The organism is Leptolyngbya sp. NK1-12 (assembly GCF_032598965.1).
In the GTDB taxonomy this organism is placed as follows: domain Bacteria; phylum Cyanobacteriota; class Cyanobacteriia; order Elainellales; family Elainellaceae; genus Elainella.
Window position 1 is genome coordinate 1,843,923 of the sequence record NZ_CP053586.1, and the last position, 22,217, is coordinate 1,866,139.

The window sequence follows — 22,217 nt, forward strand, 5'->3', positions numbered from 1 at the left end:
ATTAAAATTTCACTCTGAAGCTGGTATGGTTACTTTTTTGTTGGAAGTTGGTACTGAAGAACTGCCTGCGAGCTTTGTTAGCAGCGCCCTAGAGCAATGGCGTTCTCGCATTCCTGCCAGCCTATCCGCAGCGTTTTTGACTCCAACGGCGATTGAGTATTACGGCACACCCAGGCGCTTGGCCCTCTTGATTCAAGGACTACCCAACCAGCAGCCCGACCGGGAAGAAGAGGTGAAAGGCCCGTCGGCTCAGGCGGCCTTCAAAGACGGCAAACCCACCAAAGCAGCCGAAGGCTTCGCTCGCTCGCGGGGGGTGGAGGTAACGGCACTAGAAATTCGCTCTACCGATAAGGGCGATTTTGTGTTTGTGCGGCAGCAGATTCCGGGGCGGCCTATAGCCGAGATTTTGACCGAACTGGTTTCCGACTGGATTTTTGGCCTAGAAGGCAAGCGGTTTATGCGCTGGGGGGATGGTGACCTGCGGTTTCCCCGACCGATTCGCTGGCTGGTAGCGCTACTCGATCAAGCCGTGCTGCCGATCACGCTGGTGAATGGCTCCGAAAGCTGTAGCAGCGATCGGGTCTCTCAAGGCCATCGGGTGCTGCATTCCCAGCCTGTGATCATTCCCACCGCCTATGAGTACGCCGCTTGTTTGCGGGCCGCTTCGGTGGAGGTTGACCCGGCAGAACGCCAGCGCCAGATTGTCAGCCAAACTCAAACGGCAGCCCAGTCGGTGGGAGGCATCGCTTCAATCAATCCCGACCTGCTGGCAGAAGTGCGAGATTTAGTAGAATTTCCCACGGCAGTGGTTGGTAAGTTTGATGCTGAATTCTTGGCCTTACCGGCAGAAGTCATCATCACCGAAATGGAAAGCCACCAGCGTTACTTTCCGGTGCTCAAAGCCGCCGGTTCATCAGAGCTATTGCCCTACTTCGTGACGATTTCCAACGGCGATCCGGCCAAGTCTGACCTGATTGCTGCCGGTAACGAACGAGTGATTCGAGCGCGGTTATCAGATGGTAAGTATTTCTTTGACCTGGATCGCAAGCAGTCGCTAGAGAGCTACCTGCCTCGCTTAGAAACCGTGACGTTTCAGGAAGATTTGGGATCGGTGCGGGCCAAGGTAGATCGGATCGGGGCGATTGCAGCCCGAATTGCCGATCAGTTGCAGATCACGCCATCAGAGCGCACAACCATTCAGCGAGCGGCGCTACTCTGTAAGGCTGACCTCGTTACCCAAATGGTGGGAGAGTTCCCAGAGTTGCAGGGCGTGATGGGGCAGAAGTATGCCCTCAGTTCCGGCGAGTCTGCTGATGTAGCCAACGCCATTTTTGAACACTATTTGCCGCGAGGCGCAGGCGATCAGTTGCCCCAGAGCTTGGCCGGTCAGGCGGTGGGGATTGCCGATCGGCTCGATACGCTGGTGAGCATTTTTAGTCTCGGCATGATTCCTAGCGGCTCCTCTGATCCGTTTGCGTTGCGGCGGGCGGCTACTGCGATTATCAATATTGCCTGGGATGCCAATCTAGCTCTGAATCTGGATCAGCTACTGCAAGCCATCGTCACCGAGTTTGTTAGCAGTCATGCCAAGGCCAAGGTCGATGCTGCAACCCTGATCAACCAACTCAAAGAGTTTTTCCTCCAGCGGATTCGCACTCTGCTACAGGAGGACCGGCAGATCGACTACGACCTGGTAAACGCCGTTCTGGGCGAAAACGATGCCGAATACACCGATCGGGCGCTGCAAGATCTGCTTGATGTGCGGGATCGGGCTCAGTTCCTCCAGTCAATTCGGCAAAACAAAAAGCTGGATAGTATTTACGAAACGGTGAATCGGGCATCGAGACTGGCCGCCCAAGGCGAACTCGATACCCGCCAGCTCGATCCCAAATCCTTGATTGACCCCAAACTGTTTCAGCAGCCCTCGGAACAGGCATTTTATGAAGCGCTGGTTCAGCTCGTGCCGCAAACCCAATCCGCCCAAGCCGAGCGCAACTATCAAAAGCTGGTCGATGCCTTAGCTAAAATTGCCCCAGTTGTCAGCAACTTTTTTGACGGCGAGCAGAGCGTGTTGGTGATGGATGAGAACCTCAAAATTCGGCGTAATCGGCTCAATTTGCTGGGACTGTTGCGCAACCACGCCCGGGTGCTGGCTGACTTTGGGGCGATTGTAAAAAGTTGATAGGATTGAAGCTCTATGCCTAGCGCCTACGTGATTGGACTCGGACGTTCGGGAATTGCTGCGGCCCGGTTATTGAAGCGGCATGGATGGCAGGTGACCGTTAGCGATTCTGGTGATTCTGAGGCACTGCGGCAAATTCAGCAGGACTTAGCAGCCGAAGGGATTGTAGTGCAGCTTGGTGATCGCTTTAAGCCAGATCCAGCCCTAATGCAGCAGGTGATTGTCAGCCCTGGGGTCCCCTGGGATTTACCGGCGCTGAACGAAGCACGAGCCTTGGGAATTAAAACTCTTGGCGAAGTGGAACTGGCCTGGCAAACGTTGGCTAACACGCCTTGGGTGGGCATTACCGGCACCAACGGCAAAACCACAACCACGGCGCTAATTGCCGCCATCTTTCAAACTGCTGGATTGCAGGCCCCAGCCTGCGGCAATATTGGCTATGCCATCTGTGAGGTTGCGCTACAGGCGGTTTCAGAGGAATCCCCCAGCCCAGATTGGGTGATTGCCGAGCTAAGCAGTTATCAAATCGAATCTTCGCCTTCTGTAGCACCCCGGATCGGCGTCTGGACAACCTTTACACCCGATCATCTCAGCCGCCACTACACGCTCGAAAACTACTACAGCATCAAAGCTAGACTACTGCGCCAATCCGAGTATCAAATTTTTAATGGAGATGATCCCTATTTACGGCAAGTTGGGTCAAAAGATTGGCCGAATGCCTACTGGACCAGCGTTACCGGCAAAACCGAACTGCTAGCTCCAGGCGAGCGGGGAGCCTATTTAGAAAACGGTTGGGCTATCGTTCAAGGAGAACCGATTGTTCCCGTTGCGTCACTGCGGATGGTGGGCCATCACAACCAGCAGAATTTGCTGATGGCTGTGTTAGCTGCTCGTTTAGCTGGGATTGACCAAGCAGCGATTGTCGAGGCAATTCAAGCTTTTCCAGGCGTTGCCCATCGGTTAGAGCATATCCTGACCTGGAACGGGATTGATTTCATCAACGACAGCAAAGCCACCAACTACGATGCAGCTCAAGTGGGCCTATCAGCAGTGGCAGCCCCAGCCATTTTGATTGCCGGTGGAGAAGCGAAAGCAGGCGATGACAGCGCATGGCTGCAAACAATCCAAACTAACGCCGCTACTGTCCTGCTGATCGGGGATGCGGCTCCCAGCTTTGCCCAACGGTTGAACCAAATTGGCTACAGCGCTTATGAAATTGTGGAAACGATGGAGCGGGCAGTAATTCGCGCTGCCGAACTTGCCAAGGAACTGCAGGCAAAAGTCGTTTTGCTTTCCCCAGCCTGTGCCAGCTTCGACCAATACGCCAACTTCGAGCAGCGAGGCGATCATTTTCGGCAGCTTTGTCAGGAACGGCTGTAAGAGATCTCTGCTAATCTTTCGCCTCTGGAGCTTCACCCTGCTCAGGCGCAATCGGACTTGAAAACACATTATCAACCGCCAGGTTGAGCTGGTACTGGATGGGTTGAGTCGCTGTGTTAACCACCACAATCTCGTAATAGCCAGACTGGGGTAGGGTGCCGGTCCAGGTCAGATCAGCCGAGTCTTCCAGCAGCATTGGTAAATCGGCAGTGGGGCGCGGCAGGTAGATAGAGAGGGCACTGCTCTGGGCAGGAGCCTGCACATTCAGACGCATGATTTGTCCAGCAGACAGATTGGCAATGTAAACCCGGCCACTGCCGACTTCCAAACTATCCTGCTGCTGTTGACTAAAGGCTCCCGGCTCAAATTGAATGCGCGCTAGCGTTTTGCCATCTTGTAAAGCTTGAATCTGATCGGTCGCCATCGCCTGCCATACCTGACCGATCGGCTGATCGATAAACTCCTTGCCGCGCTGCTCCGGAAACAAATGGAAAAATTGAGCATCGGTTAAATCGTAGAGCGAACGGCTACCAACATAGAGCGGATTGATCTGCTGCTTCCATTGCTCGCGGTCGGCGTCGCTGTAGCGGCCTAATTTTTGGCGAGCTTCTGGGCTAAGGATCTGGGGCAACTGGGTGAGCCACTCATCGGCAATGGAGGCCCAAATGCTGCGCCATTTAGCATCTTCGTCTCGATCAGATAGGGGCTGTCCGGCTCGCTCAGGATGGCGTTCGTAGAAGGTGGCATCGGTGAGAGCGATCAAAAACCCATAGTCAACTCCAGCCGCCTCAGCCCGACGCTCCAGGGAATTCTGGGGATTCTGCGGCTCTGGTTGTACAGGGGGCGAATCGGGACGTTGAGACAGTAGGGCTAATAAGTCCTCGCGCCACCACCAGCCCGCTCCAATTAGGGAAACCAACGGCACCAGCCATAGCAGCATCAGCCAGCCGCCCGATTTGGAGCGAGGAGCAGGATTGGCAGGTGTAGGCGCAGCTTGAGTCACCTTGGTCGTAGGCGCACTGGTGGAGTTGGGTACGGAATCAGGACTAGAAGCCGGAGTGGATTCGGGAATGGACAGGATTGGAACCGCAGGGTCAGTTGATGGAGCCAACGCTCGCAGGACAGCTTCAGCCGAAGCAAACCGCTCCTCCGGATGCAGGGACAGCATGCGCGTCAAAATCTCGGTCAGGTCTGGACTAAGGGAAACAAGCGACTGCCAGGGCTGACTACGCCCACTCGGATCGAGAAGTTCGGCTGGCTCTTTACCACTCAGCAGCACTAAGGCAGTAACGGCTACGGCATACAGGTCGCTTTCGGGTGAAACTTGGCCTTGATGAATCTGCTCTGGCGGCGCGTAGCCCACTTTGCCCAGTCGAGTCAAAGGAGCGGCAGTTTCGGCAACGCTAGAGTTCACATAAGCCGAGGTCGCGGCGGCAGCGATTTGCTTCACGCCACCAAAGTCGATGAGCACCGGCAACCGATCGATAGTCCGTAAAATCAGGTTGTCTGGAGCAATATCGCGATGAATGACCCCCGCACTATGCAGGTATTGCAAGACCGGCAGCAGTTGAGCCAGTAATTGCCGAATTTCAAGCTCTGAAAAATAGATGCCTTGCTGACTGCGGGCCTCCAACAGCTGACGATAGGTGCGACCTTCGACATAATCCTGCACCAAAAACAGCCGATCATAGCCCTCGACGGCGGCCCGAAACAGTTCGCGAAAGCGCGGAATTTGGGGATGGTTGAGCCGGTAGAGCACACCCGCTTCTCTGGCAAACAGTTCTTCGGCCTTTGCTAGTGCATAGCTACCTTGCACCTGGGGAGCAAATTCCTTCAAAACACAAGCTTCCTGAAAGCGGTGAACATCCTCCGCCAAATAGGTACGGCCAAACCCGCCATGACCTAATTCCCGGACAATCTGATATCGCCCACCTAAGAGCAGCCCTGGTTGCGCCGCGACCGCTAGCTTCTCCCCACAGCTAGAGCAAAATTTGTTTTCTGGGGGGTTGAGGTGGCCGCGACTGCAATACTGAGGCATCATCGGTTGGGTCTCCTTGAAATAAGAATTCAGCCCTAGAAAACAATAAAAGCCATAATGGGGCTAAAGATCGGATTCAGTAGTTGGTACAACCCACTACTGTTAAAAAATCCATGAACCAGAATGCTCCTACCAGAGCACAAGAGCGTTTTACCAAAAATTTCTTAAGCAGCGAAGCGCTAAGTAGAATTCATCCACCCATCGTCTAGGTTGATAATACAAGGGCAGCAGAACAATCAGAACCCTGTTATTCCTTCAGCAGAATTCGAGTCGGTTCAGCAGGAGCTAGACCACATCAAACGCCGTTTACCAAGCTACAACCGAACTTGACGATCAGCGCATTCTGCAACTGGTCAGCCAGCTACCCGACAGCTATGCTTTCCTGGCAACGGCTCTCCGAACTTGGGTAGAAGAACTGCGTTTAGATATTTTGATTGGCCTACTTCAACCAATTCATGTGCAGTCTCTCGACGATGCCGGAGCGACTCGATAAAGACAGGAGTCCAGCCCAAGTCTACCGATTCCGGTCGCTGCGTGATAGAGTCGAGGAGTTTAGTGGCCCGATGGGTAGATGCCAAACTGAGCTGTAGTAGCGTAGCCTGCTATAAGCAATCGAGATAATCGTCTCGGTAGTTTGGCACTAGTGAACGGTTGCCTGTTAACTATTGCTAGCTGTTTGTTCACCTCCTAGGTTTTACTGTCGAATTCTTGCTGTCTAGTTTTTGCTGTGGTTGTTTATGCCCTTTCCCAGAGCAAGCGGTATTCTGCTGCATCCTACGTCCTTTCCGAGTCCTTATGGTGTGGGCGATCTTGGTTCAGAAGCCTATCAGTTCGTTGATTTTCTTGCCGAAAGCAAACAGCAGATTTGGCAGATTTTACCCCTCGGCCCAACTGGATACGGCGATTCGCCCTACCAGTGTTTCTCCGCGATTGCTGGCAATCCTCTGCTGATCAGCCCAGACCAGCTTCGAGCCGACGGGCTGTTGACGGATGAAGACTTGAGCAATCTGCCGGAACTGCCGCTAAAAATCGACTTTGGTTGGGCGCTGTATTTGAAACTGCCGCTGCTACAAAAAGCCTGCGCTGGCTTTCGCACCCAGGCTTCGGCTGAGCGGCAAGATGCGTTTGCCGAATTCTGTCAGACTAAAGCCGAGTGGCTGGATGACTATGCCCTATTTATGGCCCTCAAGGATGCCCACAATGGTGCGAGCTGGCATACCTGGGAACCAGAACTGCGGCTGCGGAAGCCCGATGCCCTAGAGTCGGCTCGGCAAACCCTGGCCCAGAAAATCTTTTTCCATCAGTTTCTCCAGTTCCAGTTCTTTCAGCAGTGGACAGCGCTAAAAGCCTACGCCAACGAGCGGCAAATCCAGATTTTGGGCGACCTACCCATTTACGTGGCCCACGATAGCGCTGAAGTGTGGGCGCATCCCGAAATTTTCCGGCTGGATGAAGAAACCGGCCTACCTGAACTGATGGCTGGCGTACCACCCGATTATTTCAGTGAGACGGGCCAGCTCTGGGGCAATCCGATCTATGACTGGCAGCGGCTGCAAGAGCAAGACTTTGGCTGGTGGGTGCAGCGGTTCCAAGCCATGCTGGAATGCGTTGATATGATTCGGATCGACCATTTTCGTGGCTTTGAAGCCTATTGGGCCGTACCTCAAGGCGAAACCACTGCCGTGCATGGCGAGTGGTTGCAGGCTCCGGGCCGCACTTTCTTTCGGCATCTCAACAAGGTTTTAGGAGAATTGCCGATCATAGCCGAAGATCTGGGTCTAATTACGCCGGAGGTGGAAGACCTGCGCGATGACTTTGGCTTTCCCGGCATGAAGATCCTGCACTTTGCGTTCGACTCCGGACCAGACAATCCCTATCTGCCGTTCAACTATCTCCGCAACAGCGTTGTCTATACTGGCACCCACGACAACGACACCACCGTTGGCTGGTTCAATAAACGTTCGCCTGAAGAACAGGAACGGGTACGGCAATATCTCGGCTGCACAAGTGGAGACGGCATCCACTGGGATCTGATTCGCTTGGCCATGAGTTCGGTCAGCGATCTGGCGATTATCCAACTTCAGGACTTGCTAGGACTGGATACCGACGCCCGCATGAACTCTCCTAGCCAGGAGTCGGGCAACTGGGGCTGGCGCTACTGGAGCGGTGCCCTCACGCCTGAGATTCGGGACAAACTCAAATTCATGACCGAAATCTATGGACGTGTACCCAAGCCGCCTGAGCAGTAGGGTTAACTCCTGCCGCGATGCAGATACAAAAAGGCTTCTACTTCTGCTGCGGTGGGCTGGGCTGAAATCGCTCCGGCTCTGGTGGTTGTGAGGGCAGCCACGGCGTTGGCATAAGTGACGATGGTGCGGGCCGAGTTGGGATCGTTCAAGGCTCGGATTCCTTGACGGCAAAGTTGATGAATGAATCCGGCCACAAAGCTATCTCCGGCTCCGGTAGTATCTTCTACTTCGACCGGGAAGGCAGGAACAGCACCCTGATACTCACCCAAAAAGTAGGTGCAGCCTTTAGCACCATCTGTTACTAAAACACCTTCTAGATTGCCGGTTTGTTCAGCGATGGCGCTAGGGTCAGCAGTACCAAACAGCCACTCGGCCTCTTCTACCGTCAGCTTCAGGAAGTCGATTTGGCTGATCAGCTGATGAATCCAGGGCTTGGCCAAACTCGGTTCGGTCCAAAACATGGGCCGCCAGTTTACATCGACCAAAATCTTGAGATAGTACTGCTCGGCCAAGTCCAGCGCCCGTTCGATTGCGGCACGGGTATCGGGATAGGACAACTCCAACGTTCCTAAAATCAAAAACTCAGCAGCTTCAAACAGCTCTACGGGCAGTAAGTCGGCTTGCAATTGGGTATCGGCAAACTCGGTGGTGGCACGCCCATGAAATCCAGCAAACTGCCGTTCGCCTCCTGGTAAGCGCAGCACTTCTACTTGCCGGGTTGGGGCGGTGGGGTGGTGCTGGATGCCGATGGTATTAACCCCTAGCATTTGGAGAACATCCACCAGCTTTTGGCCCAGTTCATCAGTGCCGACACAGCCAATGAAGCCAGCGGAAGTGCCCAGTTTCACCAAGGCAGAGGCCACGTTAGCAGGCGCTCCGCCCGGATAGCGTGTCCATGAGTGCACCTGAGCCGTTGATTCAGCCACCTGATTTGCCAAACAATCCCAGAGAATTTCCCCCAAACATAAGACACGCAGGCTCTGCACAATTTCTATCCTATTTTTCCTGAGGTTTTGGCCTCACTATATCATCGAGGCTAGGAGGCAAGTCTAGCAGGTGCTCAACGGCTTTGCTCACCTGCCGCAGGGTACTTAACTAACTGCAAAACCATCATATTGGCGCAGCAAGGGTGAGTGGTAAGCCAGCACAATATCTTTTCTAGGAATTCCACGTTCTACTAACTCATTAGCAACACCAACTTCTGTACCGTCATATTGAATCCAAATTTTTCCATTTTCAATATCAATATGGATCAATGGTCCGTAGATTCGACGTTCTTCAAGCCAACCTGCGCGGAGGAGTTGATAATGATCACGCTCCACATCAAACAGCAATTTCATTTGAATTTCACCGTAGGCAGGTTTGATCTGGCTATGTTCAGTCAGGACCTCTTGAATGATTTGTCGATAATGCTTCAGTTTATCCATCGGATGTTTCTAGTTTTAATGTTATAAATCACCAGCAAAATCTGCTGTTCCTCGATAATTTCTTCTACAAATCTGAGTCTGAAGAATTGATCGTAAATTTGGCTAGGTACAGCTAGATATAGCTTTCTGTCAGCTTCTTGGGCACGTAGGGCATGGCGATAGTTGCAATATTGCCCAACAGCCATATGAAATTCAGAAATAGCTGAAGGGTTAGTAAAACTTTTAACCTCTACAGCGATCTTTTCGGAATCTCGTTGAGCAGCAAGTAAGCGTTCGGCACCGAGATCGATTTGCATTTGCACATCACCGTAATCTATGGGAAAAGGATCATGGGTGATTTGCCATCCTTCTGCAATTAAAGCTTCCTTGACAATATCGTGGAACAGATCTCTTGCCATCACTCATCGCCCCAGGATCAAGCTTCATACAAGATTAGATGTTTGACGTCATAGTTTACTGATGAACTTATGCAAGCGAACTGAATGCAAGACTTGTGATTTTATGGCAAGGGATCAATCGGTCGTTCAGCTCTGGATAGGGGGTTTACAACGCGAGTAACCGCTTCCTGCAAAAAGGCTTTGACAAACTCGTCGCGGCGATTGAGGCGAAACTGTTCTTGCACCACTTCGGTCATGCCACCATCGCCCCATTGCTGATTTTGGCGAAAGTATTCGATGAAGCTTTTTCCGGCAATTCGCGTCAGATAGGCTGCCGTCACGCCCTGGATGGCCCGACCCACGAGAAACGTGGCCACATTGGTTTGCAGCGCCACCGAAAAGATCTCAATCGCACCTCGAACCACCCCCAAACTCACCAGTGTCTTAGCCAGCGACAAGGCCAACTCTCGACCCCGATCCAGATTCATCTCGCAGCCATACACTCGGCCCAGTTCCACCACCATCTGGGCATTGATCGCCGCCGTGGCCAGCAGGTCCACCACCGGCAAAGGCGTAGCCGCCACCACTCCCGCGCCAATCCACTGAAACCGATCAACAATCTTTTCGGCCTGCCGCTGTCGTTCGGCATCAATCAATCGCCGCGCCTCTTCACCCAGCCGCTGGGATTGCAGCAAAATGTTATCGGCAATCAGGTCTTCCCCTTCGGCCCACAGCACCTCTGCCATCCGCTGCAACAAGGATGAGATATCGGGTGCGGGTTGAACTACTGGGCCATCCGGTAGCCGCACTGCTTGGGGATTGGCCGCCACCGCAACTAGGTCCTGCGGCAAAATTAGCCCCTGGAACCGCTGATGCAACCGTTCTAGAATCTGCTGTTGATCCACGGCTGGATACAGATCGGTTTTGTTGAAGACCACGAGCAGTCGTTTGCCGATCTCTGCCAGCATTTGCAAGACCTGGTATTCGGACTGACGCAGATCGTTGTCGAGCACAAACAGCAGTAAATCGGCATCCGTAGCAATTTGCCGCGCTAGCTGCTCGCGTTCGCTGCCTAGCCCTCCGGCTTCCAGAATACCAGGCGTATCGACCAAAACAATTTCCCGTTCCAGTCCTTGCAGATGCAGTCGGTAGGTTTCGCCCAGTGTCGTGGTTCCCATGGCCGCCCCCACCTCACCGACAATCTCGCCGAATATGGCATTGATCAAAGAGGTTTTGCCTGCTGAGCCGGTCCCAAACACCACGACCTGCAAATCTCGCTGTACCAGATCCTGCTGGATCGCCCTGGACCGTTCTTGCAGCGCCTGCCGAGCTACTTCATCCTGAATTTGAGCGATCTGCTGCTGCAATGCATTCAGGGTTTCCTGGGCAACGATAGTTTTGTCTTCTGGTAGGGGAGGCAGGGGGCGCGCAGGTGGTTTGGGGCGTCCGAACAGGTAGAGGTAGTAGATCAATGCTGCAATTGCCGCAATCAGTGCTGCCACCAATAGGGCTAGCAGCAAACTGGCTAAGACTGGAGAAACCACAGCAAGACTCCAGTAAAGCCGCTGCAACGAATCAAATAACCACGCAGCCAAGGCCAGGGTGATTAGAACACTTGCTGCAATGGTGATCAAGCGGACCCGACGCATGGGCAATATTGGTCCCAACTGAAACAGCATAGCAGCGCGGAGTTAACAACTGCCGCAGTCAGCCACTATGCGCTATGATCTACTTTTCAATTCTAAGCGACGCTGAAATCGGAACTTGCTTCCCACTAGCCTCGGAAGTCATTACCATTTCTACGTCCACCACCGCCTTCTCGCGGTTTTGCCTTGTTGACGCGAATCTCCCGACCCAGCCACTCAGCGCCATCCAATTCTGAAATTGCCTGATCTTCCTGAGCTTCATCCTCCATTTCGACAAACGCGAACCCACGCTTCCTGCCAGTTTCCCGATCGGTGGGTAAACTAATGCGGCTGACCTTACCATATTCAGCAAAGACTTCCCGCAAATCTTCCTCAGTAGCCTGAAAAGACAGGTTGCCAATGTAAATAGTCACGATCCTCTCCAAACCATTCGATACAGGGGGCAGTCCGGAGAGAACTTAAGGAACGGTTAACCTAACCCTTATAAGCCTACAGCCGAGAACTGCTTTGCTCGTGATCATATCCGATCTCAAAGTCAATGACAGCAAAATGAAAAACATCTTTTTTTAAGATGTCTACAAAGTTAAATTCGCAGAATTTGCATTTGTAGCGATGGAAACTAGCCGAGGCCAAAGGTTGTAGCGATCTGGACTGTGACTGCTGCGCTCAACTATGGCGCTAAAAAGTGGATATTTGGTGGAGATCTGCACTGTGATCAACCGCCTACTGAGCGACTCGCCGCATATAGTCTCCCCAGAGTTGAGCTGCATCTCCACTGCTCGCCGAGGTCGGCGTATTGTCATCATTTCCAAACCAAATGCCGGTAGTCAAGCCCTGGTTTGGAATGTAGCCGACAAACCACAAATCGACATAATCGTTCGTTGTGCCGGTCTTACCCGCTTCTCCCAAACCGAGGAAGGCACCCCGCCCCGTTCCGGCCTGCACCACCCCTTGGAGAAGAGAAGTCATCGTATCGGCAATGTCGGGCTGCAAAACAGGTAAATTTGTCTCGGCATTTTGCTTGTAGTCGTAGATGACACGGCAGGTGCGATGGTCGTTGAAATCTTCGCAGTCGCTGCTGTCGAGGATGCGATTGATCGTGTGCGGCCGGCTTCGTACCCCCTGATTGGCCAGAACTCCATAGGCTCCGGTTAATTCTAGCAGCGTCACCTCGTTTTGCCCCAGCACCATACCAGGTACGGCCTCTAGGTTAGCGGTGATCCCCATACGCTGGGCAGTTCTCATCACCGTATTTAGCCCAACGTCTTGGGCAATGCGCAAGGCTACCACGTTTTCAGACCGGGCCAAGCCGGTGTACATATCCTGACTGCCTTCGCCCGACCGACAGCCTTCAAAGTATTGTCCTTGCCAGTTGAGCGGGGCACAGGAATAGAGCGTGCCGGGAGAAATACCTTGTTCTAGCGCCGCCGTATAGGCAAAGACTTTGAATGTCGATCCGGGTTGGCGATAGGCTTGCGTAGCGCGATTAAACTGACTTTGACGAAAATCGACACCACCCACCATTGCCAATACTTCGCCGGTTCCCGAATCTAGCGTCACCAATGCTCCTTGGGAAAAGCCCTTAGCAGCTCCGGTCGTAGCCACCGCATTTTGCAGCGAGGCTTCGGCCTCGGCTTGAATTTGCAGATCCAGGCTGCTTTCGACAATGAAATTACCTTCCTGGGCAAGCTGTTCCCCCAGCAGCGACTCCAATTCGGCAAACACCTCGCTATAGAAGTAGGGTGCGATTGTGCTTTCCAGTTCTTTGATTGCCTTGGGGTTGATTTCGATCCGCGAGCGGCGTGCCCGCTGGGCTTCTTCTTGGCTAACCATGCCCAGCACCACCATGCGGTTGAGGACGCGATCGCGCAATTCCACGGCGGTTTCGTAGTCCCGCACCGGGTTAAAGGCATTGGGAGCTGGCAAAATTCCCACCAAGGTGGCCGCTTCTGACAGGGTTAAATCCTTGGCTGATTTGCCGAAATAAAACTGGGCTGCGTCTTCAAAGCCATAGTTGCCGTTGCCGAGATAGACGCGGTTCAGGTAGGTGAGCATGAGGAAATCCTTGCTATAGAAGGTTTCCAGCTTTAAGGCCACCACCGCTTCCCGCAGTTTGCGCCCAGCCGAATCGGCGGTGCCGACGTAATCCCGGAAGATGCTGCGAGCCAACTGTTGCGTTACCGTACTGCCCCCCTCGCGGATCTCACCACCCCGCACGTTGGTGACCAGCGCCCGAGAGATGCCAATCGGATCTACGCCCAAATGCCAGTTGAAGCGGGAATCTTCAGAGGCAATCACCGCATTCGGCAGATAGGGCGAGAAGTCGGAGAGCCGCTTTAGTTCCAGATGGGCGCGGGTTTCGATGGCTCTCAATGGCGTTTCTTCATCGCGGGCATATACCACTACCGGACCCTGCACCGAGGCGGGCAACGGACGTACAGCAAACCGCTGCCATTCGATCCCAATCCACAGTGCCGTCAGGGCTGTCAGGCCGGTAAACCCATACAGCCCATAGCGAGCCGTCTGCACATACCAGGGTGGGGGATTGTGATACTGAATCCGCACGGCGGCGGCCAATTCCGGCGGCCCTAGGGTGAGCACATCGCCATGCCGCAAGGTCAGTTTAGTTAAGCGCCGCTTGCCGCGATAGATGCCGTTGGTAGAATTTTCGTCGCGCAGCACAAACGGGGCATGCCGCTGGCGTTGGTCTCGCGTCAGCGACATGTGTACCTGACTCACCACCGGATTGCGCACCACAATATCGCAGGACTTGGAACTGCGCCCCAGCAGATAGCGTTCGCCTAGCAACGGGTAAACATCGGCCTTCGGAGCATCGGCGTCCTGTACCCACAGTTCCGGCACTCTAGCATTGGGCTTGAGCTGGAGCTTCGAGAAATCCACCTTCGCCTGAACCGTGCGCACGGCCTGTGTAATCGCTCCCAGCAGCGTTTTGGGCGGTTGCGACGGGGGAGGTTGGGGGGTGGGTGGCTTGGGCGGTTGATTAGGCGGCGGTGATGTCATTGCGGCGCAGGAGTTTTGTCGAACAAACAATACACTCCGATCGCTCAGAGTTCCTGAAGAGTTCCCGAAATTTGCTCAAACTGAGCTACGGACTATTGCATCCTTTCAATTGTACTCATTGGAGTCGGAGACAAGCTCATCAGCCGAAGGACAGATTGCCATTCGCTCTCGCTGAGGGGTTGCGACAACAGCTCGACCTGAAAGCAAGCTTGGGCAGCGGCAGTCAAAGCTGCGATTAGGGGCAGAATCGGCTCAGGGGGTAAAGGTAACGCCAAGGGAGCCAGCTCTACACCAAACACATGCCGAAACAGGTCGGGATCAGTAGTTAGACGCATCGAGCCGTGCTGCAAAATCGCCTGCTGGCGTCGGAGTTGGGCACTGCCGATTAGCTTCACTCCATCAGAGGTGACTAAATCGGCTCCGGTCGCCGTGCCAAAGCAGTTGGGATTGTGGATATAGCCGCGCCCCACTGCGCCGTACTCCAGCTCAACGCCTAGGCTGCGCCAGCCCTGAATCAGGAATTCGCAAATCCTCTGGTAGCTCTGCATACGAGTACCCGCCAGCCCTGAGACAATCACCGCGTAGGTCAAGTCGCCTTGATGCAGGACCGCGCGACCCCCGCTAGGACGCTGTACCAGCTCAATCGGCTGATTGTTCCAGGTTAAATCCCGCCAGAAGTTGGGGTAGTGGCGCTGATGATAACCCAGCGAAATTGCAACTGGCTTCCAGGAATAGAAGCGCAGTGTCGGCGGATGCAACCCCAGCCGATGTTGTTCTAGCAACCAAGTATCGATGGCCATCTGAACGGCACCGGAGGCTGGTAGGCAGGGAATCAGCCGCCATTTGCTCAAAAGGGACATTCCTCTGAACCTAATCTCTAAACCTATTGAGCAGGAAACTCGGCTTGCAGCGCCTCATCGTTGTCGTCGGCAATCGTAGCCACGATCGTGATATTGCGCGATACCTCCGCCGGAGACAGTTCAGCCAGAGTGCGCTGAGCCGAAACCACGACCTGATCGCCCACAATGGCAAAGCGAGCTTCAAAGGTGCTAGTCCAGTTCATTTCCAGCAGCTTGCGCATGAGCTGAGCCTCATTTTGCACCGGCAGCTTCAACACCGACGACCAAACCGTCAGCGTGTCTTCATCGCTGGTGCCTGGAAGTTGAACAAACACTTCCACACTGCCGTACTTAAACTTCCACAGGTGGCCTTCCTCGGTATGGCTGACCATCGCGCTTTGGTCTTGTTGCAGGCTGGAAATCACGGTTTCGATCACTTCCACGTAGTTGACGGTGAAGCTTGCATCGTCTGACGTTCCGGCCTCAGTTGTTTCAAGCTCAAGTTCGTAGGCGCTCATAAGTCAGTGTTCCTGTTTCGCTGAATAGTTAGCTCAATCCAATTTGCAGATGGACAACTCGAAGATTGCCTACCCCAACTCTATCTTGGATGCCCTGAATCTGCTTTGGGTCTGGTGATTTTTTTAACCTTTTACAAAGAAATCTGCCCAGCCGCCAGAATCTACCCCAGGTGGAGTGCCTGATTTGAGGCAAGGCCGAGAGAATAGGGCTAAATCTAATCTTTAGACAAGTTATAAGCAGACTATGGCCTTAAAACTATCGGTCCCAACTCTCAACAGCCCCGAAGCCGCCAAAGCGCTGAAAGAAACGATTCTAACGACTGAACCGGATGCACGAGTCGAGGTTGATGCGAACGCAAAGATGGTAACGATCGAGGGCAAAGCGTCGGAAGAAACCTTTAAGCAGCTAATCACCGCCGCAGGGCATAAGATTGCCTAATTAAATAAATTAAATGAATGAATTAGCTGGCGGTTGAAACCGCATCTGTACAGGCAAAACCTGCCTGAGCGAGGTGTTTGGTCTAGTCCGAATTAAATATCCGGGCTAATTGCTCAAGCTCATAAAGGGGTCTGTTCAGAGATTTGGGTCAATCCAGCGTTTGACTTCGCACTTCTCCAGTCGCGAATCAATTGCGAGCTAATCGGGAAGCCTGCTGTAGGGGCAGCCTTCTCGCAGAGTAGCAGACGAAGCACAAGGTTCAGTGCACTGATAGTGCATTCTACAGTGTACTTGCTTCATTAGGCCGCAATTGATTCGCGGGCGGGTCAGGCCACTAAGCGACACAGAACCACTTGAAACATTTACAGATCCGATGGACACGCAATTCTGGACAGCCTCGCAACTTGCCCTCTAGCAATCTTCTTGACCGCTGTCACTTCAGATATTGTGTTGCGCTGTCAAGCGATTGAAGTAAGTAACTCCGGGTTAAAGGTTTTTTCAGACTTCAAGACCCCCTAGACAATGCGCATCAGCTTGTGCATCACCGCTCCCACCACCTGCATCTTGTTCTTGCCCCGCTCACGCAACTGTTCAATCTATCCCTGCATTGCACTACAACATCGAATTGCACTCAGCGCTCGAAAGTACAACGCTCGTCGTCAATGAGCATTACCAATTTTGCATAGTACGAGGTCTACCATGAACGAATGTGCCTGACTGCTTCGCCTGTGGAGCCAATCCTACATAAGCAGCTCATTGTCGAGCTGGACCAAACTCTCGCCAGTTGCTGATTCTCGCTAAGATTTGAGCACCACTAATCGTGGAAATCCCTTTGACATTCTTCAGTAACTTTAGCGGTTGCTTTAATGTTTCGTATTGCTCAATATGCTCTTCCATTTTCTGTTTCAGGCTCTGTTCCTATGTCCGTAAAAGCTTAATATGCAGCTCTATCTCCTCACGTAACTGAGCAATCGCTGTATCTAATCGATCCTGCTCTTGCACAATCATCTGCCGCAACGCTTCGAGCCGTCAGGTCAACTACTGGAGCTGTTCCGCTTCAAGAGCAAGCGATCTCCAAGCCGCAGGTTGCATTGCCTCACAAAAGCGAGCAATCGTTGCTCCATTAGCACTATCTGGTTTGGTGCGGCTCAACTCGCCTTGAGCAAAACCTTGAACCCGGTCAGGGTTGACGACGCTCATCCGATGCCCCTGCTGGTCAAGCTCGACGGCAATGGCTTGGCCGTAGGTATTGGTCGCCTCGAAGCACGCATGGACCTGATCGATGCCGTGGACACTCAACCACTCTCTCAATTGACTAAACCCCGATGGGCTATTGTTGACTACGCTCTTCTAAGGTTGAGTTTCTCCCTGCATCAGAGAAAGATGTAAGGTTGATTTGCTCACATCCATCCCAAGTATCGCCAAGCTAGTCATGGTGGGACTCCTGTTGTTAAATGCCTCTTGCCCGTTCTTCCCTTGCCAATGCGCTGAGTGGCTTCAAGGTTTGAAGTCCCTTTGATACTGGTTCAGCTTGTCTGGGCATCAGGCAGTTGCAAAACCAATTCGGGATCTAAAATCTAAGTTTCAGCATTCGCCGCGTAAGGGCATATCCACGTAAGGGCATATCCAGATTCACCGTTAGGTTCTGCTATCAGCTTGCGCCGATTGCTCTCAATATACAAGGGCTTATTGTTAGCCCATTGCCCCTTCCTTCAACAACACTTGCCCTATCCACAACGACCACACCATACTCAACAACAACACAATTATTCCTAGAGGTGGCACTACGCTAAGAACTCCCACTCCTAAGCCCAGGTAACACAAGCGATTGGATAGCTGCTGGCTCTTGAGTACTGTCCAACTCACCAACAAAAACCACAAACCACCTAAAGCCGATTGCGGGCTTTGAGCTGAAGATAGCGATCGACCAACTGCTCGCTGATTTGATTGGCTGGCGCATCCAAAACCAAGACGCCTTTTTGCTTCAGGGTGCCGAACGCCACCTGCCGCTGGGTTAACAGATCGAGAGCCACCGCGCGGGCATAGCTGCTAGAAATGTCTTGAGTCAGGTGGTTGGCCTGGGTATCGATCTGGGGATCGCGCAGCGTGACGCAGAAGGGCAGATAGCGCGGACTCAGTCGGGCCATTGCCGACAGCAATTCCGCAGAGGCAGTCTTATCTACCAAATCGGTGAGCAAAACAACTAGAGCACGGCGGGTTTGCTGCTGGGTGACAGTCGTAACCGCGCCTAGGTAATCTGGCTCCCGCAGGGTTGGCTGTAGAGGTGTCAGCCGGTCAATCAGCTTGTTGAGCTGGTTTTGTCCCCGCTCTGGCGGCACCCAAGTGTGAAGCTGCCGGTCAAACACCCCCACTCCCACCCGATCGCCTCGGTGCAGCCCAGCCAAAGCCAAAGCCAAAACGGCGTTCATTCCCCAATCAAATCGGGCCAACCCTTGAACCTGAGCCGTCATCAGCCGTCCGCTATCCAGCAAAATAATCAGTGTCTGCTCATGTTCTGGTTCTAGAACCCGCAGCAGCAACCGACTGCGCCGTGCGGTCGCCTTCCAATCAATCAAGCGTGGATCATCCCCGACGCTATATTCCCGCAGTTCGGCAAACTCTGTTCCCATCCCCAACCGCTGTGCCCGCTTCAGGTTACCGGTGGATTGTAGCGTCAGCCGAATCGAAAGCGACCGCAGGCCAATCAGATCGGGATAGACTGCAACCGCCTCTGCTTGTGCTACCGACCACTGATGCCATGCTAATCCCCAAGCTCCGAGCTGCCGCAGTTGGATCATGCCCCAGTTATACTCGCCGCGCTGACTGGGAAACACAGTGTAGGTCAGCTCCTCGTCACGATTTGCCGGTACACGAACATGCAGAACCTCAGGCATGGCTGTAAAAACCGGCGGGTAGTAGTCGCGAATCTGTAGCACTGCCGGACGATTCGCATGCAGCTTCAGGTAAATCGAATTGTGGCGGCCAATCGAGAGGCGGCCAATCGGCAATCGTTCTAGCTGGACTCGATCAGATTTAACTCGCCAACCGTCAATCAGGGCGAGCAGCAAAATCAAACCATCCCAAATGAGCATGAGCAAAATCGCAAATCCAAGCCATCCAGAACCAGTGATAGTACCAACAATGGCAACCACTAGGCCAATAACGGTACCTGACAGCAGCAGCAGATAAACGCGGCGAGAAGGAAACATGGCGAGACCAGAACGCATGATCTGAGATGACATCTAGCTCTGACAGCATCTAGGCCTGACGGCCAGGCTTGAACGAAGCATCCATACCCACCAGTTTTACCCTGCCTGCTGCCGACTTGTCTCTATCGATTCCAGCAAGACTCGGTCAGGTCATACCAATCCAGGCCACCTGTCGAGTAAACTGATCCTGCTGAGTAAATAGGCAAAACAAACGTAACCATAGACATCCAGCCTGCGGGCGGACCAGAAGTTCGCGCTACGGGTTTGACAAATCCCCCGGTTGACCTACTTCATTCTGCAACCCCCCATCTCCCATCTCCCATCCCTCATCCCTATGCCCGTAACCATCACCGTCCCTGCCACCACCGCCAACTTGGGTCCCGGCTTTGATTGCCTTGGTGCCGCCCTGTCGCTTTACAACCGGTTTGAGTTTCAGCCGCTCTATTCCGAAACCGCAACAGATGAGGTGTTGCAGATCGAAGTGACGGGTCTGGAAGCAGAGCGAGTCAAAACCGATGCGAGTAATTTGGCTTATCAAGCGTTTCAGCACTACTACCAGAAAATTGGGCAGCCCGTGCCGCCCGTGCATTTATCGATTGGGCTGGAAATCCCACTGGCTAGGGGGTTGGGCAGTTCAGCCACGGCGATTGTGGCAGGAATTGCGGGGGCCAATGTGCTGGCCGGTTCACCGCTAGAGGAAGCCGAGTTGATGGCAATGGCGATCGAGCTAGAAGGGCATCCAGATAATGTAGTTCCAGCCCTGAGTGGGGGTTGTCGCTTGGCGGCCTCTCGGGCTGACGCTAGCTGGGCAATATGCGAAGTGCCTTGGCATCCAGAGGTAGTGCCGGTGGTAGCCGTGCCTAATTTTGAACTTTCAACGGCTGAAGCTCGCCGCGTCCTGCCTTCCACCTACGACCGCCGCGATGCCATTTTCAATGCGGCCCATCTGGGCTTGCTGTTACGGGGTTTACAAACAGCAGAACCGGATTGGCTAGCGACAGCCCTCCAGGACCGCATTCATCAACCCTATCGGCAGTCCTTAATTCCAGGATACGAAGCGGTACAGATAGCCGCCCTTGAGGCTGGGGCCTATGGCATGGTGATTAGTGGAGCTGGACCCACTCTCTTGGCCCTGACCAATGCCGCTGCAGCTGCAGCCGTCCAAACAGCTATGAAAAAAGCTTGGGAAGATGTAGGTATCACTGCTGATGCCTATATCCTCCCAATTGACACCCAAGGAACCGTGGTAGCAGCCTAGGGGGCGTTTTCTTTTCTCTCTGTCTCTCCGTGCCTACTTGACGGACTATTTGACGGCCTACTGTATGGCTCCTCTACGGCCTACTGTTGATCTTCAACTGGATAGGCTCCTGCCTGCACCGCAATAGTTTGATCGCGCCCGTCGCGTTTCAGATCAATTTGCAGCGTGCTACCTACCTGGGTGGCTTCAACGATATTTTGCAGGTCGTCTGCGGTCGCTACATCCTGACCGTTGACCCGTTTTACCACATCGCCAGATCGAATGCCGGCCCGTTCGGCGGGGGAACCTTCCCTGACTCGGATGACCAGTACGCCCTGCTCGTCGCTAACGGTGAAGCCTGCATTCGGGTTGTTGTTTAGCTCTCGCTTGACTTCTGGAGTCAAGGTTGCCATCTGCACGCCCAAATAAGCATGTTCGGCCTTACCTTTGGTGACGAGCTGGTCAGCAATCCGCTGTACGGTATTCATCGGAATGGCAAAGCCAATCCCTTGAGCATCCGCTCGAATCGCAGTATTCATCCCGATCACTTCTCCCTGCTCGTTCAGCAAGGGACCACCAGAATTACCAGGGTTGATAGCTGCGTCAGTCTGGATGAAATCGACCCGCTTGTCAGGAATTCCGGCATCGCCGCTGGAACGACCCGTAGCACTGATAATCCCAACCGTGACTGTATTGTCGAGACCGAGGGGGTTGCCAATCGCGATCGCCCATTCTCCCGGCTGAATTTGGTCTGAGTCGCTGAGGGGAACGGTCGGTAAGTTGTTGGCGTCGATTTTCACAACCGCTACATCCGTCACCGGATCAACCCCAAGCACTTGGCCCTGCAGTTTGCGACCATCCTTCAGCGTCACCTCAACCGTATCTGCCCCAGCGACGACATGGGAGTTGGTGATGATCCGCCCATCTTGGCTGACGATGAAACCAGAACCGATCCCTTGCTCAACCCGCTCAGAGGGCTGGGATTCCTGTGGAAAACCCTGACCAAAAAAGTCGCGGAAAAACGGATCGTTGAAGCGTTCTGGCAATTGGCGGCTGGAGCTCACGGTACGGGAAGCGTCGATTCGCACCACCGCAGGCCCCACCTGCTTCACCACGTTGGTAATAAAGTTGGGATTGGTGGCGGCAGCTAGGGGAGCAACTCGGCCCGTCGGAGCAGCGGCAGTCGTCTGAGGAGCAGTAGCTGAAACGGGTGTTGCCGTTTGGGACGAGCGAGCCGTATTGGGATGCCAAGCCAAGTAGGAACCAGCCGTTGCGATTCCGGCCCCTACAAAAACTAGTCCTAAAGACCGGCCCAAGTTGGTGCGTGCGAAGCGAGCAAATCCGCGACTGAGGGATTTAGAACCAGAACGAGGTTGATTGGATTGAGGATAATTATCTGCGTTGTGATGATCAATGGTCATAGAAAAATACCTGCCAAAGGGGGAAATGAGTTGCTCAAGTTGATATTTCCTAAACAGTTCTTAGACAGCGTTGAGCAATCCGGATCAGGGCGCTAAAGAGCTAAAGAAAAGATAGGTTGAAAGCTCGACTGGATTGATGATTCCTACTCTAGAGTGGCCGTATGACGCGAGTGTGGCAGTTGGATTGCGCGGGCATGATTTCTGGCTCAGTCTTGTGTTCAGCCTTGCGCTCAG

At 53.5% G+C, this 22,217-nt stretch carries 16 protein-coding genes and 1 pseudogene; 5 read left to right on the forward strand and 12 right to left on the reverse strand.

Annotated elements, in window-relative coordinates; genetic code table 11:
- The first annotated feature begins 25 nt into the window (after positions 1 to 25).
- A complete protein-coding gene (gene glyS, locus HJG54_RS07380; RefSeq protein ID WP_316434218.1) occupies positions 26 to 2,182 on the forward strand; it encodes a glycine--tRNA ligase subunit beta in 2,157 nt (718 codons plus the stop codon).
- A 15-nt stretch (positions 2,183 to 2,197) separates the two neighbouring features.
- Positions 2,198 to 3,562 carry a UDP-N-acetylmuramoyl-L-alanine--D-glutamate ligase gene (gene murD, locus HJG54_RS07385; protein WP_316434220.1) on the forward strand — a complete coding sequence of 455 codons (1,365 nt, stop codon included), beginning with the start codon at positions 2,198 to 2,200 and terminating at the stop codon, positions 3,560 to 3,562.
- A 10-nt stretch (positions 3,563 to 3,572) separates the two neighbouring features.
- Here the strand turns inward: murD and HJG54_RS07390 are convergent, their stop codons facing one another.
- Positions 3,573 to 5,603, reverse strand: a complete 2,031-nt coding sequence (locus HJG54_RS07390) for a serine/threonine-protein kinase (protein ID WP_316434221.1) — start codon at positions 5,601 to 5,603, stop codon at positions 3,573 to 3,575.
- A gap of 734 nt (positions 5,604 to 6,337) precedes the next feature.
- On the opposite strand from HJG54_RS07390, the gene malQ reads away from it, so the two are divergent.
- Positions 6,338 to 7,849, forward strand: coding sequence for a 4-alpha-glucanotransferase (gene malQ / locus HJG54_RS07395; RefSeq protein ID WP_316434222.1), 1,512 nt, complete (start codon positions 6,338 to 6,340; stop codon positions 7,847 to 7,849).
- A gap of 2 nt (positions 7,850 to 7,851) precedes the next feature.
- Here the strand turns inward: malQ and HJG54_RS07400 are convergent, their stop codons facing one another.
- From HJG54_RS07400 to HJG54_RS07435, 8 genes are all read right to left on the reverse strand, one after another.
- Positions 7,852 to 8,835: a carbohydrate kinase family protein gene (locus HJG54_RS07400; RefSeq protein WP_316434223.1), complete on the reverse strand. Its 984-nt coding sequence runs from the start codon at positions 8,833 to 8,835 to the stop codon at positions 7,852 to 7,854.
- Positions 8,836 to 8,940: 105 nt separating this feature from the next.
- Positions 8,941 to 9,276, reverse strand: coding sequence for a XisI protein (locus HJG54_RS07405; RefSeq protein ID WP_316434224.1), 336 nt, complete (start codon positions 9,274 to 9,276; stop codon positions 8,941 to 8,943).
- Positions 9,264 to 9,674 carry an element excision factor XisH family protein gene (locus HJG54_RS07410; protein WP_316434225.1) on the reverse strand — a complete coding sequence of 137 codons (411 nt, stop codon included), beginning with the start codon at positions 9,672 to 9,674 and terminating at the stop codon, positions 9,264 to 9,266. Before HJG54_RS07410 ends, HJG54_RS07405 begins: the two co-directional genes overlap by 13 nt.
- 101 nt (positions 9,675 to 9,775) lie before the next feature.
- Positions 9,776 to 11,332, reverse strand: a complete 1,557-nt coding sequence (locus HJG54_RS07415; protein WP_316434226.1) for a GTP-binding protein — start codon at positions 11,330 to 11,332, stop codon at positions 9,776 to 9,778.
- 95 nt (positions 11,333 to 11,427) lie between these two features.
- Entirely contained in the window at positions 11,428 to 11,712 is a 285-nt protein-coding gene (locus HJG54_RS07420) for an RNA recognition motif domain-containing protein (RefSeq protein WP_036005697.1), read from the reverse strand.
- 310 nt (positions 11,713 to 12,022) lie between these two features.
- A complete protein-coding gene (locus tag HJG54_RS07425; RefSeq protein ID WP_316434227.1) occupies positions 12,023 to 14,320 on the reverse strand; it encodes a transglycosylase domain-containing protein in 2,298 nt (765 codons plus the stop codon).
- Between the two features lie 92 nt (positions 14,321 to 14,412).
- On the reverse strand, positions 14,413 to 15,180 hold the full coding sequence (locus tag HJG54_RS07430) for a lipoate--protein ligase family protein (protein WP_316434228.1): 768 nt from the start codon (positions 15,178 to 15,180) through the stop codon (positions 14,413 to 14,415).
- 23 nt (positions 15,181 to 15,203) lie between these two features.
- The gene (locus tag HJG54_RS07435; protein ID WP_316434229.1) at positions 15,204 to 15,677 is read right to left on the reverse strand and encodes a YbjN domain-containing protein; all 474 of its coding nucleotides are present in this window, start codon (positions 15,675 to 15,677) and stop codon (positions 15,204 to 15,206) included.
- A 244-nt stretch (positions 15,678 to 15,921) separates the two neighbouring features.
- Between HJG54_RS07435 and HJG54_RS07440 the strand changes: the two genes are divergently transcribed.
- Positions 15,922 to 16,116 (forward strand): heavy metal transport/detoxification protein, encoded by a 195-nt coding sequence (locus HJG54_RS07440; protein WP_316434230.1) that lies wholly within the window; start codon positions 15,922 to 15,924, stop codon positions 16,114 to 16,116.
- A gap of 1,038 nt (positions 16,117 to 17,154) precedes the next feature.
- Here HJG54_RS07440 and HJG54_RS07445 read toward each other — a convergent pair.
- Together HJG54_RS07445 and HJG54_RS07450 are read right to left on the reverse strand one after the other, a co-directional pair.
- A pseudogene (locus tag HJG54_RS07445) lies at positions 17,155 to 17,445 on the reverse strand (IS110 family transposase); the annotation flags it as partial.
- Positions 17,446 to 18,002: 557 nt separating this feature from the next.
- A complete protein-coding gene (locus tag HJG54_RS07450; protein WP_316434231.1) occupies positions 18,003 to 19,358 on the reverse strand; it encodes a DUF58 domain-containing protein in 1,356 nt (451 codons plus the stop codon).
- A 301-nt stretch (positions 19,359 to 19,659) separates the two neighbouring features.
- On the opposite strand from HJG54_RS07450, the gene thrB reads away from it, so the two are divergent.
- Complete coding sequence (thrB, locus tag HJG54_RS07455; RefSeq protein WP_316434232.1) at positions 19,660 to 20,583, forward strand: homoserine kinase; 924 nt, start codon at positions 19,660 to 19,662, stop codon at positions 20,581 to 20,583.
- A gap of 80 nt (positions 20,584 to 20,663) precedes the next feature.
- Here the strand turns inward: thrB and HJG54_RS07460 are convergent, their stop codons facing one another.
- Positions 20,664 to 21,983 carry an HhoA/HhoB/HtrA family serine endopeptidase gene (locus HJG54_RS07460; protein WP_316434233.1) on the reverse strand — a complete coding sequence of 440 codons (1,320 nt, stop codon included), beginning with the start codon at positions 21,981 to 21,983 and terminating at the stop codon, positions 20,664 to 20,666.
- Positions 21,984 to 22,217 lie beyond the last annotated feature (234 nt).

Bases quoted from the DNA above. Each gene is read 5' to 3' on its own strand.
- glyS (WP_316434218.1), top strand. From the start codon at position 26: ATGGTTACTTTTTTGTTGGAAGTTGGTACTGAAGAACTGCCTGCGAGC.
- murD (WP_316434220.1), top strand. From the start codon at position 2,198: ATGCCTAGCGCCTACGTGATTGGACTCGGACGTTCGGGAATTGCTGCG.
- HJG54_RS07390 (WP_316434221.1), bottom strand. From the start codon at position 5,603: ATGATGCCTCAGTATTGCAGTCGCGGCCACCTCAACCCCCCAGAAAAC.
- malQ (WP_316434222.1), top strand. From the start codon at position 6,338: ATGCCCTTTCCCAGAGCAAGCGGTATTCTGCTGCATCCTACGTCCTTT.
- HJG54_RS07405 (WP_316434224.1), bottom strand. From the start codon at position 9,276: ATGGATAAACTGAAGCATTATCGACAAATCATTCAAGAGGTCCTGACT.
- HJG54_RS07410 (WP_316434225.1), bottom strand. From the start codon at position 9,674: ATGGCAAGAGATCTGTTCCACGATATTGTCAAGGAAGCTTTAATTGCA.
- HJG54_RS07415 (WP_316434226.1), bottom strand. From the start codon at position 11,332: ATGCTGTTTCAGTTGGGACCAATATTGCCCATGCGTCGGGTCCGCTTG.
- HJG54_RS07425 (WP_316434227.1), bottom strand. From the start codon at position 14,320: ATGACATCACCGCCGCCTAATCAACCGCCCAAGCCACCCACCCCCCAA.
- HJG54_RS07430 (WP_316434228.1), bottom strand. From the start codon at position 15,180: ATGTCCCTTTTGAGCAAATGGCGGCTGATTCCCTGCCTACCAGCCTCC.
- HJG54_RS07435 (WP_316434229.1), bottom strand. From the start codon at position 15,677: ATGAGCGCCTACGAACTTGAGCTTGAAACAACTGAGGCCGGAACGTCA.
- HJG54_RS07440 (WP_316434230.1), top strand. From the start codon at position 15,922: ATGGCCTTAAAACTATCGGTCCCAACTCTCAACAGCCCCGAAGCCGCC.
- HJG54_RS07450 (WP_316434231.1), bottom strand. From the start codon at position 19,358: ATGTCATCTCAGATCATGCGTTCTGGTCTCGCCATGTTTCCTTCTCGC.
- thrB (WP_316434232.1), top strand. From the start codon at position 19,660: ATGCCCGTAACCATCACCGTCCCTGCCACCACCGCCAACTTGGGTCCC.
- HJG54_RS07460 (WP_316434233.1), bottom strand. From the start codon at position 21,983: ATGACCATTGATCATCACAACGCAGATAATTATCCTCAATCCAATCAA.